Origin of the sequence: Streptomyces liliifuscus, from assembly GCF_016598615.1 — a bacterium.
GTDB classification, from domain to species: domain Bacteria; phylum Actinomycetota; class Actinomycetes; order Streptomycetales; family Streptomycetaceae; genus Streptomyces; species Streptomyces liliifuscus.
The window spans coordinates 9,670,227-9,684,127 of sequence record NZ_CP066831.1 but is presented as its reverse complement, the minus strand read 5'-3'; the positions used below and the strand labels follow the sequence as shown (position 1 = coordinate 9,684,127).

At 71.5% G+C, this 13,901-nt stretch carries 10 protein-coding genes; 4 read left to right on the top strand and 6 right to left on the bottom strand.

All coding sequences use genetic code 11. The features are described 5' to 3' along the window. Window positions 1-49 precede the first annotated feature (49 nt). Window positions 50-1,252, bottom strand: coding sequence for a geranylgeranyl reductase family protein (locus tag JEQ17_RS42235; RefSeq protein WP_200402002.1), 1,203 nt, complete (start codon window positions 1,250-1,252; stop codon window positions 50-52). A gap of 171 nt (window positions 1,253-1,423) precedes the next feature. Here JEQ17_RS42235 and JEQ17_RS42230 point away from each other — a divergent pair, with 171 nt between their 5' ends. After that, complete coding sequence (locus JEQ17_RS42230) at window positions 1,424-2,779, top strand: dipeptidase (RefSeq protein ID WP_200400189.1); 1,356 nt, start codon at window positions 1,424-1,426, stop codon at window positions 2,777-2,779. A 99-nt stretch (window positions 2,780-2,878) separates the two neighbouring features. Here JEQ17_RS42230 and JEQ17_RS42225 read toward each other — a convergent pair whose 3' ends face one another. Both JEQ17_RS42225 and JEQ17_RS42220 read right to left on the bottom strand, forming a co-directional pair. After that, window positions 2,879-3,919 carry an NUDIX hydrolase gene (locus JEQ17_RS42225; RefSeq protein WP_200400188.1) on the bottom strand — a complete coding sequence of 347 codons (1,041 nt, stop codon included), beginning with the start codon at window positions 3,917-3,919 and terminating at the stop codon, window positions 2,879-2,881. A gap of 155 nt (window positions 3,920-4,074) precedes the next feature. Continuing rightward, window positions 4,075-4,272: a hypothetical protein gene (locus JEQ17_RS42220; RefSeq protein WP_200400187.1), complete on the bottom strand. Its 198-nt coding sequence runs from the start codon at window positions 4,270-4,272 to the stop codon at window positions 4,075-4,077. Between the two features lie 384 nt (window positions 4,273-4,656). Between JEQ17_RS42220 and JEQ17_RS42215 the strand changes: the two genes are divergently transcribed. Next, a complete protein-coding gene (locus JEQ17_RS42215; RefSeq protein ID WP_200400186.1) occupies window positions 4,657-6,723 on the top strand; it encodes an NPCBM/NEW2 domain-containing protein in 2,067 nt (688 codons plus the stop codon). Window positions 6,724-6,901: 178 nt separating this feature from the next. On the opposite strand, the gene JEQ17_RS42210 is transcribed toward JEQ17_RS42215, so the two are convergent. Beyond that, on the bottom strand, window positions 6,902-7,861 hold the full coding sequence (locus JEQ17_RS42210) for an ROK family protein (RefSeq protein ID WP_200400185.1): 960 nt from the start codon (window positions 7,859-7,861) through the stop codon (window positions 6,902-6,904). Between the two features lie 194 nt (window positions 7,862-8,055). Between JEQ17_RS42210 and JEQ17_RS42205 the strand changes: the two genes are divergently transcribed. Together JEQ17_RS42205 and JEQ17_RS42200 are read left to right on the top strand one after the other, a co-directional pair. Beyond that, window positions 8,056-9,120 (top strand): LacI family DNA-binding transcriptional regulator, encoded by a 1,065-nt coding sequence (locus JEQ17_RS42205; protein WP_200400184.1) that lies wholly within the window; start codon window positions 8,056-8,058, stop codon window positions 9,118-9,120. A 3-nt stretch (window positions 9,121-9,123) separates the two neighbouring features. After that, window positions 9,124-9,936, top strand: coding sequence for a hypothetical protein (locus JEQ17_RS42200; RefSeq protein WP_200400183.1), 813 nt, complete (start codon window positions 9,124-9,126; stop codon window positions 9,934-9,936). On the opposite strand, the gene JEQ17_RS42195 is transcribed toward JEQ17_RS42200, so the two are convergent. Continuing rightward, on the bottom strand, window positions 9,882-12,017 hold the full coding sequence (locus JEQ17_RS42195) for a serine/threonine-protein kinase (protein ID WP_200400182.1): 2,136 nt from the start codon (window positions 12,015-12,017) through the stop codon (window positions 9,882-9,884). The two genes, JEQ17_RS42200 and JEQ17_RS42195, sit on opposite strands and share 55 nt — an antisense overlap. A 211-nt stretch (window positions 12,018-12,228) precedes the next feature. Beyond that, on the bottom strand, window positions 12,229-13,533 hold the full coding sequence (locus tag JEQ17_RS42190; RefSeq protein WP_200400181.1) for a DUF6986 family protein: 1,305 nt from the start codon (window positions 13,531-13,533) through the stop codon (window positions 12,229-12,231). Window positions 13,534-13,901: the final 368 nt, after the last annotated feature.

Genomic DNA, 13,901 nt, shown 5'->3' with positions numbered 1-13,901 from the left:
ACTGCTCGGCCACCCGGCCAGCCCTCGAAACCCGCTGGTTCCCCTCAGCTCACCGGTCGAGCGCGGTCAGGGCGCGCCCCGCCATCGGATGCGTACGCACCATCTCGCCCAGTGAGGTGGATCCGCGGGTGATGCCCGTGAACGCCTTCCAGGCGGGCCGGAAACCGGTGAGCGCGGCGTGGAACATGCCGGGCCGCCGCTGGAAGATCGTGAGCATGCTCTTACCGACGCTCATCTCGACACCGAGACCCGCCTTGATCGCGAAGGCGTAGTTCAGCGCCTGCCGTCGCGTGTCCACGGCGTCGTGCGCCTCCGCGATCCGCACCGCCCACTCCCCCGCGAGCCGCCCCGAGCGCAGCGCGAAGGAGATGCCCTCGCGGGTCCACGGCTCCAGGAGCCCCGCCGCGTCCCCGCACACCAGCACCCGTCCCCGCGACAGCGGCGAGTCGTCGGCGCGGCAGCGCGTCAGATGCCCGGAAGAGATGCTCGGCTCGAAACCGGCGAGGCCGAGCCGGGCGATGAAGTCCTCCAAGTACCGCTTGGTGGCGGCGCCTTCACCGCGCGCCGAGATCACACCGACGGTGAGTGTGTCGCCCTTGGGGAACACCCAGCCGTAACTGCCGGGAAGGGGGCCCCAGTCGATGAGGACCCGTCCTTTCCAGTCCTCCGCGACCGTCTCCGGCACCGGGATCTCAGCCTCAAGGCCCAGGTCGACCTGGTCGAGCTTCACCCCGACGTGTGCCCCTATCCGGCTGGCGCTGCCGTCCGCGCCGACCACGGCCCGGGCCAGCACCGTCTCGCCGTCCTGGAGGACGACGGCCACCGTGCGCCGGTCGGGGACGGCCGAGCCGTGCTGCTCCACCCGCGAGACCGTGACGCCCGTGCGCAGTTCGGCGCCCGCCTTCTGGGCGTGCTCGACGAGCTGCTGGTCGAACTCGGGCCGGTTGATGAGCCCGAAGAGCATCTGCTTGGAGCGACGGGTGCGCGTGAACCTGCCGTCGAGCGAGAACGTGACCGAGTGCACCCGGTCCTGGAACGGCAGCTCGAAGCCGGGTGGCAGCGCGTCACGGGTCGGTCCGATGATGCCGCCGCCGCACGTTTTGTAGCGGGGCAGCTCCGCTTTCTCCAGCAACAGGACGCGGCGCCCCGCGACCGCTGCCGCATAGGCGGCCGAGGCGCCCGCGGGCCCCGCACCGACCACGACGACGTCCCACACCCGCTGTGCGTCGTCCGAAGAGTTCTCGCTGCTCACGATGGTCTGCTGCTCCGATCCAGCCGCCTGCCGCACCTGCTCCACGCATCCTACGGCGACGACCGGCGAGGACCGCTGTGGGAGGATCTGCAGCGAATGCAGCGCACACCCGTATGCGCGCATCGCAGACGTACCCATCCGTACAACGTCGCATCCACGAGGAGCGTGCCCATGTCGTCGAATCCGGTCGCCGAGACCGTCGCCTCGTTGATGCCGAGGGCGAAGGCGGAGCTCACCGAGCTGGTGGCCTTCAAGTCGGTGGCGGACTTCGACCAGTTCCCCAGGAGCGAGAGCGAGGGCGCCGCGAACTGGGTGGCCGACGCACTGCGCGCCGAGGGCTTCCAGGACGTCGCGCTGCTCGACACCCCCGACGGCACACAGTCGGTGTACGGCAGCCTGCCGGGCCCCGAAGGCGCGAAGACCGTCCTCCTGTACGCGCACTACGACGTGCAGCCGCCGCTCGACGAGGCCGGCTGGGCGACCCCGCCGTTCGAGCTGACGGAGCGGGACGGCCGCTGGTACGGCCGCGGGGCCGCCGACTGCAAGGGCGGCCTGGTCATGCACCTGCTGGCGCTGCGCGCGCTCAAGGCCAACGGCGGGGTCCCGGTCAACGTCAAGGTGATCGCGGAGGGTTCCGAGGAGCAGGGCACGGGCGGCCTGGAGAGGTACGCCGAGGAGCACCCCGAGCTGCTGGCCGCCGACACGATCGTCATCGGCGACGCGGGCAACTTCCGGGTCGGCGTCCCCACGGTGACGACCGCGCTGCGCGGCATGACACTCGTCCGTGTCCGGGTCGACACCCTCGAAGGCAACCTGCACTCCGGCCAGTTCGGCGGCGCGGCCCCCGACGCGCTGGGCGCGCTGATCCGCGTACTGGACTCGCTGCGTGCCGAGGACGGCTCGACGACGGTCGACGGGCTCACGGGCACCTCGCGCTGGGACGGCCTCCAGTACGACGAGGCGCAGTTCCGCAAGGACGCGAAGGTGCTCGACGGTGTGGAGCTGATCGGTTCGGGCACGGTCGCCGACCGCATCTGGGCGCGGCCGGCCGTGACCGTGCTCGGCATCGACTGCCCGCCGGTGGTCGGCGCCACCCCGTCCGTACAGGCGGGCGCCCGCGCGCTGGTCAGCCTGCGGGTGCCGCCGGGCGTGGACACGGTCGAGGCGACCAAGCTGCTCCAGGCCCATCTGGAGGCGCACACCCCGTGGGGCGCGCGCGTGCAGCTCGAACAGATCGGCCAGGGCCAGCCGTTCCGCGCCGACACGACCAGTCCCGCGTACGCGGCGATGGCGCGGGCGATGAGCGACGCGTACGACGGGGCGGAGATGCAGTACGCCGGTCAGGGCGGCTCCATCCCGCTGTGCAACACCCTCGCGTCGCTCTATCCGCAGGCGGAGATCCTGCTCATCGGGCTGAGCGAGCCGGAGGCACAGATCCACGCAGTGAACGAGAGCGTGTCGCCCGAGGAGCTGGAGCGGCTGTCCGTCGCGGAGGCGCTGTTCCTGCGCAACTACGCGGCGAACTGAGCGAGTTGGTCCGACGGGCGTGCCCCACACAACACAACCGGGGCACGCCCGTCGTGCTCCCCTCATCCCTCGTGCACCCACGTCTCTCGGCGGGGACGGCTACCCCTTGGGCACCCCGGCCTCCAGATACAGGGCGGATCCCCGCTCCCGTGCGCGCAGTGCCCAGCGCAGGCGCTCGTAGCGGACGGGCGGCAGCAGTGCGGCCGCCTCCTCCTCGGTGACGAAGCGCCAGGCGCGCAGTTCGGGGCCCGGCAGCAGCATCCGCCTGGCCTCGTCGCTGTCGAGCCGGCCGCCGTCGTAGAGGAGGCGCAGTCCGCCGTAGGCGGGTGGTACCGGTGGCTCCCAGTCGACGACCAGCAGGCTGGGTACGTCGGCGAGTTGGATGCCCGTCTCCTCGGCGACCTCGCGGACGCCCGCGCGCGCGGGTGCCTCGCCGGACTCGACGACGCCGCCCGGGAACTCCCAGCCCGCCTTGTAGGTCGGGTCGACGAGCAGCACCCGGTCCTCCTCGTCGAAGAGGAGCACGCCCGCGGCGACGGTCTCCGAGGTGGGTTCGGGGGTCTGCACGATGTCGCAGACGGGGACGGTTCCGCTGCTCACGGCCCCGGCGATGCGCACGGCGGCCTCGTGGGGGGTGAGCGCGCTGGTGTCGACCGGGTGGGCGTCGGCGGTGAGCCAGCCGGCGAGTGCGGCGTGGTACGGCTCGATGTGGTCGTACGACCACTGCCGCACCCGTATCTCCCCGTCGGGGAGGTCCGGGGGGACCTCCCGGTCGGCTATTCGCTCGCGCAGGATCGTTTCCGCCGGGGCGAGAAGCACATGGCGTACCGCGATCCTGCGGGATGCGAGTCCGCCGAAGATCTCGTCGCGGTAGTCCTGGCGGAGCAGTGTCATGGGGACCACGAGTACGCCCCCGAGTTCGGCGAGCATCGCGGCCGCGGTGTCGACCACGAGCCGTCGCCAGATCGGCAGGTCCTGGAAGTCGCCGACCTCGGCGAGGCGCTTGGCGGGCAGGAGCTGCGTCAGCCCGGCGCCGATGAGCTCGGGGTCGAAGAGTGTGCTGTTCGGGATCAGGTCGATCAGTTCCCGTGCGGTGGTGGTCTTCCCCGCACCGAACGCACCGTTGATCCAAACGATCACGGTTCCCCCTCTGCTGTTGGCCCCCTGAGGCTTGCCCGCTCCACCCTGCCACGGAAACCAGGCCCTGAAGAGGTCGCGTTCGACGGGCCGGACGCATGCGAAAGCCCGGCCCTCGACGGGCCGGGCTGATGGTCGGGACGGTCCTGACTCGTGGGTCAGCCCTTCTCTTCCTCGGGCTTGTCGTCCGTGGCCAGACTGCCGTCGCTGATCGTCTGGTCGAGGCTGCTGAGCGTGTTCTGAACGTCGAGGCTGCCGAGGGCGTCGCCACCCTCCGCGGAGTGGGACGGCGTGACGGCCGCCACCACGAATCCGGCGGCGAGGGAGGCGATGGCGAGCATGCTGCGCTTCTTCATGCCCGATTCAACTGCCGACCGGCCCATGGGTCACGGGCCGACCGGCTCATGGGTCATGGTCGGCCTTTTCGCCGCCCCACGGCACAGCCGCGCCACGCAGGAGATTTCACCGGGACATCCGATGTCCTGTCGCGCTTCCGAGGACCACGAGCCCCTTCGACCATGACCGGGCCGCACTCCCATCCCGCGTCCGCAATTCAACACAACCGCACGCGAGGCTTGAATCCCACCCCCTAGTAGGAGCATCGTCTAGGGTTTTGACGGGATATCGAACAAACGTCACCGCACCTCTTCCACCACAGTGCGACAGGTCCTACCGTAAACGCGCACGGATGACGCGGACATGAAGACATCCAACCTTTCGCGAGTACGGAGGACGTAACGATGCGTCACTTTCTCACCCGCACGACTCGCCGAAGAGTGGTCGGAGCACTCACCGCAGGGCTGCTCGGCACCTTGGGACTGACCGGGCCTGCCCCGGCAGCCAACGCCGGAGTTTTGACCGGAGCACCGGCCGGGACTCCGGCGGCACCGACCGCAGCCGCCCCGGACGACGGTCTCGCCCTCACCCCGCCCATGGGCTTCAACAACTGGAACTCCACGCACTGCCGTGCGGAGTTCGACGAGGAGATGGTCAAGGGGATCGCGGACATCTTCGTGGCCAAGGGGCTCAAGGAGGCCGGGTACGAGTACGTCAACCTGGACGACTGCTGGGCACTGCCCGCCCGTGACGCGAACGGCAAGCTGGTGCCCGACCCGGTCCGCTTCCCCGGCGGCATCAAGGCGGTCGCGGACTACGTGCACGCCAAGGGGCTCAAGCTCGGCATCTACACCAGCGCGGGCACCAAGACGTGCAACGACGCGGGTTTCCCGGGCGCGCTCGGCCACGAGTACAGCGACGCCCAGCAGTTCGCGGACTGGGGTGTCGACTACCTGAAGTACGACAACTGCAACAACCAGGGTGTGGACGCCAAGCAGCGCTACACGACGATGCGTGACGCGCTGAAGGCCGCCTCCGAGACAACCGGCCGTCCCATCGTCTACAGCATCTGCGAGTGGGGCGAGAACAAGCCCTGGGAGTGGGCGGCGGACGTCGGCCAACTGTGGCGTACGACCGGGGACATCAGTGACAACTGGGGCTCGATGCTCTCGATCATGAAGCAGAACCTGCCGCTCGCGCAGTACGCGGGTCCCGGGCGGTGGAACGACCCCGACATGCTGGAGGTCGGCAACGGCGGCATGACGGACAGGGAGTACCGCACGCACTTCTCGATGTGGTCGATCATGGCCGCGCCGCTGCTCATCGGCTCGGACCTGCGGTCAGTCCCCGAGGAGACCTTCGACATCCTCGGCAACAAGGAGGTCATCGCGGTCGACCAGGACCCGCTCGGCAAGCAGGGCGCGGTGCTCTCCTCCGAGGGCGGTCGCTGGGTCGTCGCCAAGGAGATGAAGGACGGCAGCCGCACCGTCGCCCTCTTCAACGAGACCGGCAGCGCCCAGCGCATCGCCACGACCGCGAAGGCCGTCGGACTGCCCGAGGCGGACGCATACACGCTGCGCGACCTGTGGCAGCACAAGAGCTACAACACGGCGGGCGCGATCTCGGCGACGGTTCCGGCGCACGGCACGGTCCTCGTACGCGTATCGACGGACGGCCGCTGGGCCAAGAACCCGCCCGCCGTCGAACTCGGCCTGGACGGGGGCACGTTGATCGAGGCGGGAAAGCCGACCGCTCTGACGACCTCGGTGACCGACCTGGGCCGCACACCCGCGAAGCGCGTCTCCGTCTCCCTGACCGGCCCCGAGGGCTGGAAGGTGAAGGCCAGGTCAAAGACCACGACAGACTCCCTCCCGACCGGCAGGGCGCTGCGCACCAAGTGGACGGTGACCGCGCCCGTCGGCACACCCACGGGGTCGTACGAACTGAAGCTGAAGGCCACCTACCGCTCGCCGAGCGGGGTGCGGGCCGAGAGTGTGCTGCCGTTGACGGCGTCCGTCGTGGTGGCCCCGCCCTCGGGCGCCTCGAATCTCGGTGATCTCCCCTGGCTCTCGACGACCAACGGCTGGGGCCCCGTCGAGCGCAACACCAGCAACGGCGAGAGCGACGCGGGCGACGGCACGCCGATCACGATCAACGGCGTCGTGTACGCCACAGGGCTCGGCGTCCATGCGGAGAGCACCGTCGAGTACTACACGGGCACGGCCTGCGAGACCGTGACCGCGAAGGTCGGCGTGGACGACGAGGAAGGCACCGACGGGTCCGTCGCCTTCGAGATCTGGGCCGACGGCACGAAGGTCGCGTCGACCGGCGTCCTGACCAACGCCCAGCCGGCACAGCCCCTTTCGGCCGACGTGAGCGGCGCCCAGGTGATCCGCCTCGTCGTCACGGACGGCGGAAACGGAATCACCTCGGACCACGGCGACTGGGCAGACACCCAACTCACCTGCTGACAGCAACGGTCCGGCAGGGCTCGACCAAGCAGTTCCCCGCACCCCGAAGTGCCTTCTTTTCCAGGGGCGCGGGGAACTGCGCGCCTTTTAGGGGCGCGGGGAACTGCGCGACCAGCCCCCACCGGCCGGCACCCGACAACGCTCGTATCGAATCGCCACCCGGGCAACAGAGGGCGGCTCAGCCGCCAACCACCGCGGTGGTGGCGCCGGCCTGCCGGCTGAGCGCAGCCGCCGCCGCACCCACAAGCCCCGCATCCGTCCCCATCTGCGCCGGCGTCACAGTGAGCCGCCGCACGAACGACAACGTGGCGTAGTCGCGCAACGCGGCACGCAGCGGCGTGAACAGGACGTCACCCGCTTTCCCCACCCCTCCGCCGATCACCGCGATGTCGATCTCCACCAGCGTCGCGGTAGCCGCGATCCCGGCGGCCAGGGCCTGGGCGGCACGCTCGAAGGACGCCACCGCGACCGGGTCACCGGCGCGGGCGGCGGCGGCCACGGCGGCCGCCGAGTCGTCGCCCTCGGCCCCGGGCTTCCAGCCGCCCTCGATGGCGCGGCGCGCGATGTTCGGGCCGCTCGCGATGCGCTCGACACAGCCGCGGGACCCGCACGGGCAGGGGTCGCCGTTGAGCTCCACGCTGATGTGCCCGATGTGACCGGCGTTGCCGGTGGGTCCGGGGTGCAGCTGTCCGCCCAGGACAAGGCCGCCTCCGACGCCTGTCGAGACGACCATGCAGAGCGCGTTGTCGTGTCCGCGGGCCGCACCCTGCCAGTGCTCGGCCGCGGTGATCGCCACGCCGTCGCCGATCAGCTCGACGGGCAGCCCGGCCGTGGCTGCCCGGACCCGCTCGACCAGGGGGTAGTCGCGCCAGCCGGGCACGTTCACGGGGCTCACGGTGCCCGCGGAGGCGTCCACCGGGCCCGCGCTGCCGATGCCGATGGCCGTGGCGCGGCTCCACAGGGGCGAGACCGTCAGTTCGCCGAGCACGGCGTCAACGGCCGCCATGACGGTCTCGCCGCCCTCCTGAGCGGGCGTCGGCCGCTGGGCGCGCAGCAGGATCCGGCCGTGGCCGTCCACCAGCGCTCCGGCGATCTTGGTGCCGCCGATGTCGAGCGCGGCCACGAGGTCGGTGTGCATCAGTGTCTGTTCTCCCGTTTGGATCCCATTTGGACCATGAGAAAAGGGCAGGCCGGTCTCGGCGTGAGGAAGGGTGGGCCGGAGATTGCGATGGACAGTCTCTCCCGCATCTGACAACGTTGTCCAGGCTCTATGCTCGACGCCACACCCCGATCTGGCGACCAACCGAGCATCCTCAGGACCGACGCAGCCCCATGGACTACAGGACAGGACAGCGCATCGTGGCCGAGACCGCCCGCCGAACCGAGAGCCGCTACGGCAACCGTCCCACGATGAAGGACGTCGCGGCGCGTGCCGGTGTCGGTCTGAAGACGGTATCGCGTGTAGTCAACGGCGAGCCAGGAGTCACCCCGGACACCGAGCGCCGGGTACAGGAGGCGATCGACGCGCTGGGCTTCAGGCGCAACGACAGCGCGCGGGTGCTCCGCAAGGGGCGTACGGCGAGCATCGGTCTCGTACTGGAGGATCTGGCGGACCCGTTCTACGGTCCGTTGAGCCGGGCGGTCGAGGAAGTGGCCCGCGCCCATGGCGCCCTGTTGATCAACGGCTCAAGCGCCGAGGACCCGGACCGCGAGCAGGAGCTCGTCCTCGCGCTGTGCGCGCGCCGCGTGGACGGGCTCGTGATCATCCCGGCCGGTGACGACCACCGCTATCTGGAGCCCGAGATAAAGGCGGGTGTCGCCACGGTCTTCGTGGACCGCCCCGCCGGACAGATCGACGCGGACGTCGTCCTCTCCGACAGCTTCGGCGGTGCGCGCGACGGCGTCGCCCACCTCATCGCGCACGGCCACCGCCGGATCGGGTTCATCGGTGACATGCCGCGCATCCACACCTCCGCCGAGCGTCTGCGCGGCTATCGCGCCGCCATGGAGGACGCCGGCATTCCGGTGGAGGACGCCTGGATGTCCCTGGGCGTCACCGACCCGCAGCGGGTGCGCAAGGCCGCCGAGGACATGCTCGCCGGCCCCTCCCCCGTCACGGCGATCTTCGCGGGCAACAACCGTGTGACGGTCACGGCCGTGCGTGTCATCGCCGAGGGCTCCCGCCCCGTGGCCCTGGTCGGCTTCGACGACATCGAACTCGCCGACCTCCTCAAGCCCGGGGTCACGGTCGTCGCCCAGGACGCCGCGCAGCTCGGCCGCACCGCCGCCGAGCGCCTCTTCCGTCAGCTCGACGGCTCGCTCGTCCTACCTGAACGCATCGAACTCCCGACGCGTCTGATCACCCGCGGCTCGGGCGAACAGCCGCCCTCGGACTGACACATGACGGCCGGCGACCCGTATGCCCACCGCACGCTGGAAGCGCTCGGTCTCGCCGAGGCGCCCCGCGACCATCCGCTGGCCTATCCGGGCGCGTGGCCCGAGGAATCGGGACTCCTGGACGGGGACCGGCTGCTGCCCCTCACCCGCCACACGTTCCCGGACCGCGTCCCGGTCCTCGCCGTCGGCTCCAACGCCTGCCCCGCGCAACTCCGGCACAAGATGCGGGAGTACGAGCTGTCGTCCCCGCTCCCGCTGGTGAAGGCCCGGGTCACCGGGTTGGAGGTGGGCGCCTCGGCCCACGTCAGCGCGATGGGGTACGTGTCCGCGTCGCCCTTTCGCGCGCCCGGGCACACCCGCGAGCTGTTCGTCACCTGGCTGGACCCGGCGCAGCTCGCGGCGGTCGACGCGAGCGAGGGCGTCACGGCGCCGGCGGGGGCGTACGACCGTGTGTCGCTGCCCGCCGCCGACGTCCGGATCGAGCTGGAGTCGGGCACCGCACTCGACGGCGCCCACCTCTACGTCAACCGGCGCGGAGTCCTCCACGACGGTACGGGGGCGCCGCTGAGGCATCCCGGTGAGCGGCCGCTGCTCACCGGACTCCTTGCCCGGTCAGCGCGGTTGCGGGACCTGTTCGGCGCCACGCCCGAGGAGTTCTGCGCCCGGGCCCGCGGCGATCTGCGGCTCTGCACCGCGGGCACCCGGCTGTTCGCAGAGGAGGGGTGGACGACGGCCTCCGGACTGGAGAAGTACCTGCCCGGTCAGCAGACCGGCAGCCCCGGAACCGGCGCGTCGTTGTCGCCGCCCTTGATGTAGACGTCGCTGACGAAGACGTTGGTGTTGCCGCTGTCGTCGTCTGTCTTCGCCCACCAGACGTTCGTCCACTCGCCGTAGGTCTCGCGGCGGCCGAGGTTCTGCTGGCAGTAGAAGTAGTTGGTGCCCGCGTTGAGGGTGCCCGCCTCGGCGCCGGCCGCGGTGTAGGACTTGGACGTCTTCCAGACCTCGCAGTTGAACTTGCCGCCGCCGATGGCGTGGCAGACCGGGGCGGGGCTGGGGTCCTCGCCTCCGCCGGTCGTGCCGCCGTCCGAACCGCCGCCCGTGGTACCGCCCTCGCTGGGCCTGGGCGAGGCGGCCGGTGCCTTGTCCGTGGGCTTGGCGTCCTCGGTGCGCTCCGGCTTCTCGCTCGGCTTCGCGGACTCCTTCTTGTCGCCCTGTTCCGTGGGCTCGGTGTCGTCGGAGAGGTCGATCGAGCCGCGGCTCGCGCCCTCGGACGGGGTGGCGTCACCGCCCTGGGAGGCCCTGGGCCCGGCCGTGGGTCCCGACTCGTCGGAGCCGTTCATGAGGGCGACGGTGACGCCGGTCGCGGCCAGCACGACGGTGACCGCTGCGGCGGCGAGAAGGACCCGGCCCTTGCGGCGCCGGGGGCCCGCCGGAACGGCGGGCTGAGCCATCGACTCGGGCGGCCCGAAGCCCGGCCCGGTCATCGGGGATGGTGCGGAGGAGCCCACGGCCGAGGGGGTGCCGTGGCCGCCTGTCTGCTGGGCACCGGGTGCTGTCGGCCCCGCGTCCGGGAAGCCGGGCCCGGAACCGCTCCCTGCGGAAGCGGAAGCGGAGGCCGACGGCGATGCAGATGTCGAGGCGCCCGTCCCGTCCGTCGCCGGACTTGCGGACCCCGGCCGGCCTTCCCCGGGGGATCCGGGCCCGGTCCCGCCGACGCCCGCAGCGCCGAATGCGGCTGCTCCCGTGCCTGTACGCGGCCCCTCAGCCCCGGCCCCGCCCGGTTCCTGGGCGCCGAAGCCCGCATGACCCGTCGCCGGAACGCCGGGCGCGGAGCCGCCGAAGGAGCCGGCTTCCGCCCGGCCCTCGCCCGCGGGCCCGAAGCCCGCGCCGGCCGACTCCGGTGGGCCGAAGCCCGGCGGCACCGCCGGCACGCTCCGCTCGGTCGCCTCGCGCGGCCGGGGCGCGGGCGGGCGCAGGCCCCTCGTCGCCGAGTCCGGGCCGGTGGTGGCGTCCGCCACCGCTTGCAGCAGGCGGCTCGCTTCTACGGCGTCCGGGCGGGACTCCGGCTGCTTGTGCATCAGTTGCTGCAGAACAGGGCCGAGCGGTCCGGCGCGCTGCGGCTCCGGCAGCGGTTCGACCACGATCGCCGTGAGGGTGGACCAGGTCGACGTACGCCGGAACGGCGAGGCTCCCTCGACGGCCGCGTACAGCGTGGCGCCCAGGGCCCAGATGTCGGAGGCGGGGCCCGGTTCGTGGCCCTGGGCCCGTTCGGGTGCCAAGTAGTCCAGGGAGCCGACCAGTTCGCCGCTGCGGGTGAGATGGGTGGCGGAGCCGTCGCCCGGGTCGTCCATCGTGGCGATGCCGAAGTCGGTGAGGACGACCCGGCCGGAGCGGTCGAGCAGGATGTTGCCGGGCTTCACGTCACGGTGAAGCACTCCGACGCGGTGGGCCGCGGAGAGCGCGTCCATGACCTTCGCACCGATCCCGGCCGCCTCGCGGGCGTCGAGGGTGCCGCGGTCGCGCAGGACGTCGTCCAGGGACGGTCCGTCCACCAGTTCCATGACGATCAGCGGCCGGCCGTCCACCTCCGCCACATCGTGCACGGCGACGACTCCGGGGTGGCGCACGCGGGCCGCCGCACGCGCCTCGCGCTGCATGCGCAGCCCCAGGTCGGCCAGTTCGGGCGCGCCCGCGTCCGAGTACGTACGCAGTTCCTTGACCGCGACCTCGCGGCCCAGGACCTCGTCGAGCGCCCGCCAGACGACGCCCATTCCGCCGCGGCCCAGTTGGGCGACGACGCGGTAGCGTCCGACGAGGAGTCGGCCGATCCCGTCGGGCTGGTCTGGCCCGTCCGGTCGGTCCTTCTCCCCTGGTTGCTGATTTTCCCCCGAAGACACCGCTGCCCCGTTCCTGAGTCACACCAATGAGTGGCGTCCAGAGTACGGGGCGGGGCGCTGTCGCTGTGACTTGGTCGCTAGGTGCGGGGTGCCACGAAGTGCGGGGTACTCCGGTGTGCGGGGTGCCACGGGCCGTCTTGAACCTGCGGGCCGGTTGTGGCTTGTCGCGCAGTTCCCCGCGCCCCTGGTGGGGCGGGGCTGGGCCGAGCCCTTATGGAGCCGAGATTGTCAGGTCCGCGCGCCTCGGGGTTGCGAAGGTCTCCAGGTCGGCGCGGGTCAAGCCCGCCGCTCGGGCCACCTCCGCGATGTCGAGGGCGCCGCAGTCCAGGCCGCGCAGGAGGTAGCCGCTGAGGGCCTTGGCGGTGGCGGGCTCGTCCATGACGTCGCCGCCGGCGTGGTTGGCGTACCGGGCGAGACGTCCCGCGGCCTGCTCGAAGCCCTCGCGGTAGAAGGCGAACACGGCCGCGTAGCGCGTCGGGATGTGGCCGGGATGCATGTCCCAGCCCTGGTAGTAGGCGCGGGCGAGCGCGCGGCGGGTGAGGCCGTAGTGCAGCCGCCAGGCGTCGTGGACCTTGGTCGTCGGTCCGACCGGCAGGACGTTCGTGGAGCCGTCCGAGACACGGACGCCGGTGCCCGCGGCCGCGACCTGCATGATCGCCTTGGCGTGGTCGGCGGCCGGATGGTCGCTGGCCTGGTAGGCGGCGGAGACGCCCAGGCAGGCGCTGTAGTCGAAGGTGCCGTAGTGCAGGCCCGTGGCCCGCCCCTCCGCCGCCTGGATCATGCGGGCGACGGTCGCGGTGCCGTCGGTGGCGAGGATGGACTGGCTGGTCTCGATCTGGATCTCGAAGCCGATCCGGCCCTGCTCCAGGCCGCGCGCCTTCTCGAACTCCTCCAGGAGCCGCACCATGGCCGTGACCTGCTCGGCATAGGTCACCTTGGGGAGGGTCAGCACGAGCCCGTCGGGCAGGCCGCCCGCCTCCATCAGGCCGGTCAGGAAGATGTCGAGCGTGCGGATGCCACGGTCACGGACCGGCGCCTCCATGCACTTCATACGGATGCCCATGTACGGGGCCGCCGTGCCGTTCTCGTACGCCTCCGAGACCAGTCGTGCCGCGCGGGCCGCCGCCTCGTCCTCCTCTGTGTCCGGGCGCGGGCCGTAGCCGTCCTCGAAGTCGACGCGCAGGTCCTCGACGGGCTCGCGCTCCAGCTTGGCGCGTACGCGGTCGTACACGGGCGCGGCGAGGTCGTCGGAGAGGCCGAGGACCGCGGCGAAGGAGGCGGCGTCGGGCGCGTGTTCGTCGAGCGCCGCGAGAGCCTGGTCGCCCCAGGAGCGGATGGTGTCGGCGGCGAAGACGTCACCGGGGACGTACACGGTGTGGACGGGCTGGCGGGTGCCGGGGTCGCCGGGGTAGCGGCGCCCCAACTCGGCGTCGACCGGGGCGAGGGAGGCGCTGATCTCCTCGCTGACCGCGCCCGCGAGGCTCGTCGCCACCTTCTCCTGCTGGCCCTGACCCATTCCACGCCCTCCTGTTTTCCGCTTCACGGAATCAAATATCCGTAGAGCGAAGTTATCCGCGGACCTTCCCGCCGGTCAACACCCTCCGCCCACCCGGGCCACCCCGAAGGCTCCCGCCCCGACCGCCTCCGATACCCTGCCGGGCCACGTCCAGATTCCTTTCAGGCCATGGCCGGATCCCTTCCCCGGCCGTCCGGGATTCGCACCGCGGCCGCCCCTGAATTCCCTCGGGGGCCGTCCCCGGGACTTCCTTCGGGGTCCATCCCGGGATCTCGACATGTTCACGCCGAGCTTCGAGACTGCGATGCGCACGACTCGTCCGCTGTCCGCTGCAGGACCGGTGTCCCCCACAGGAACCGGCATCCGCC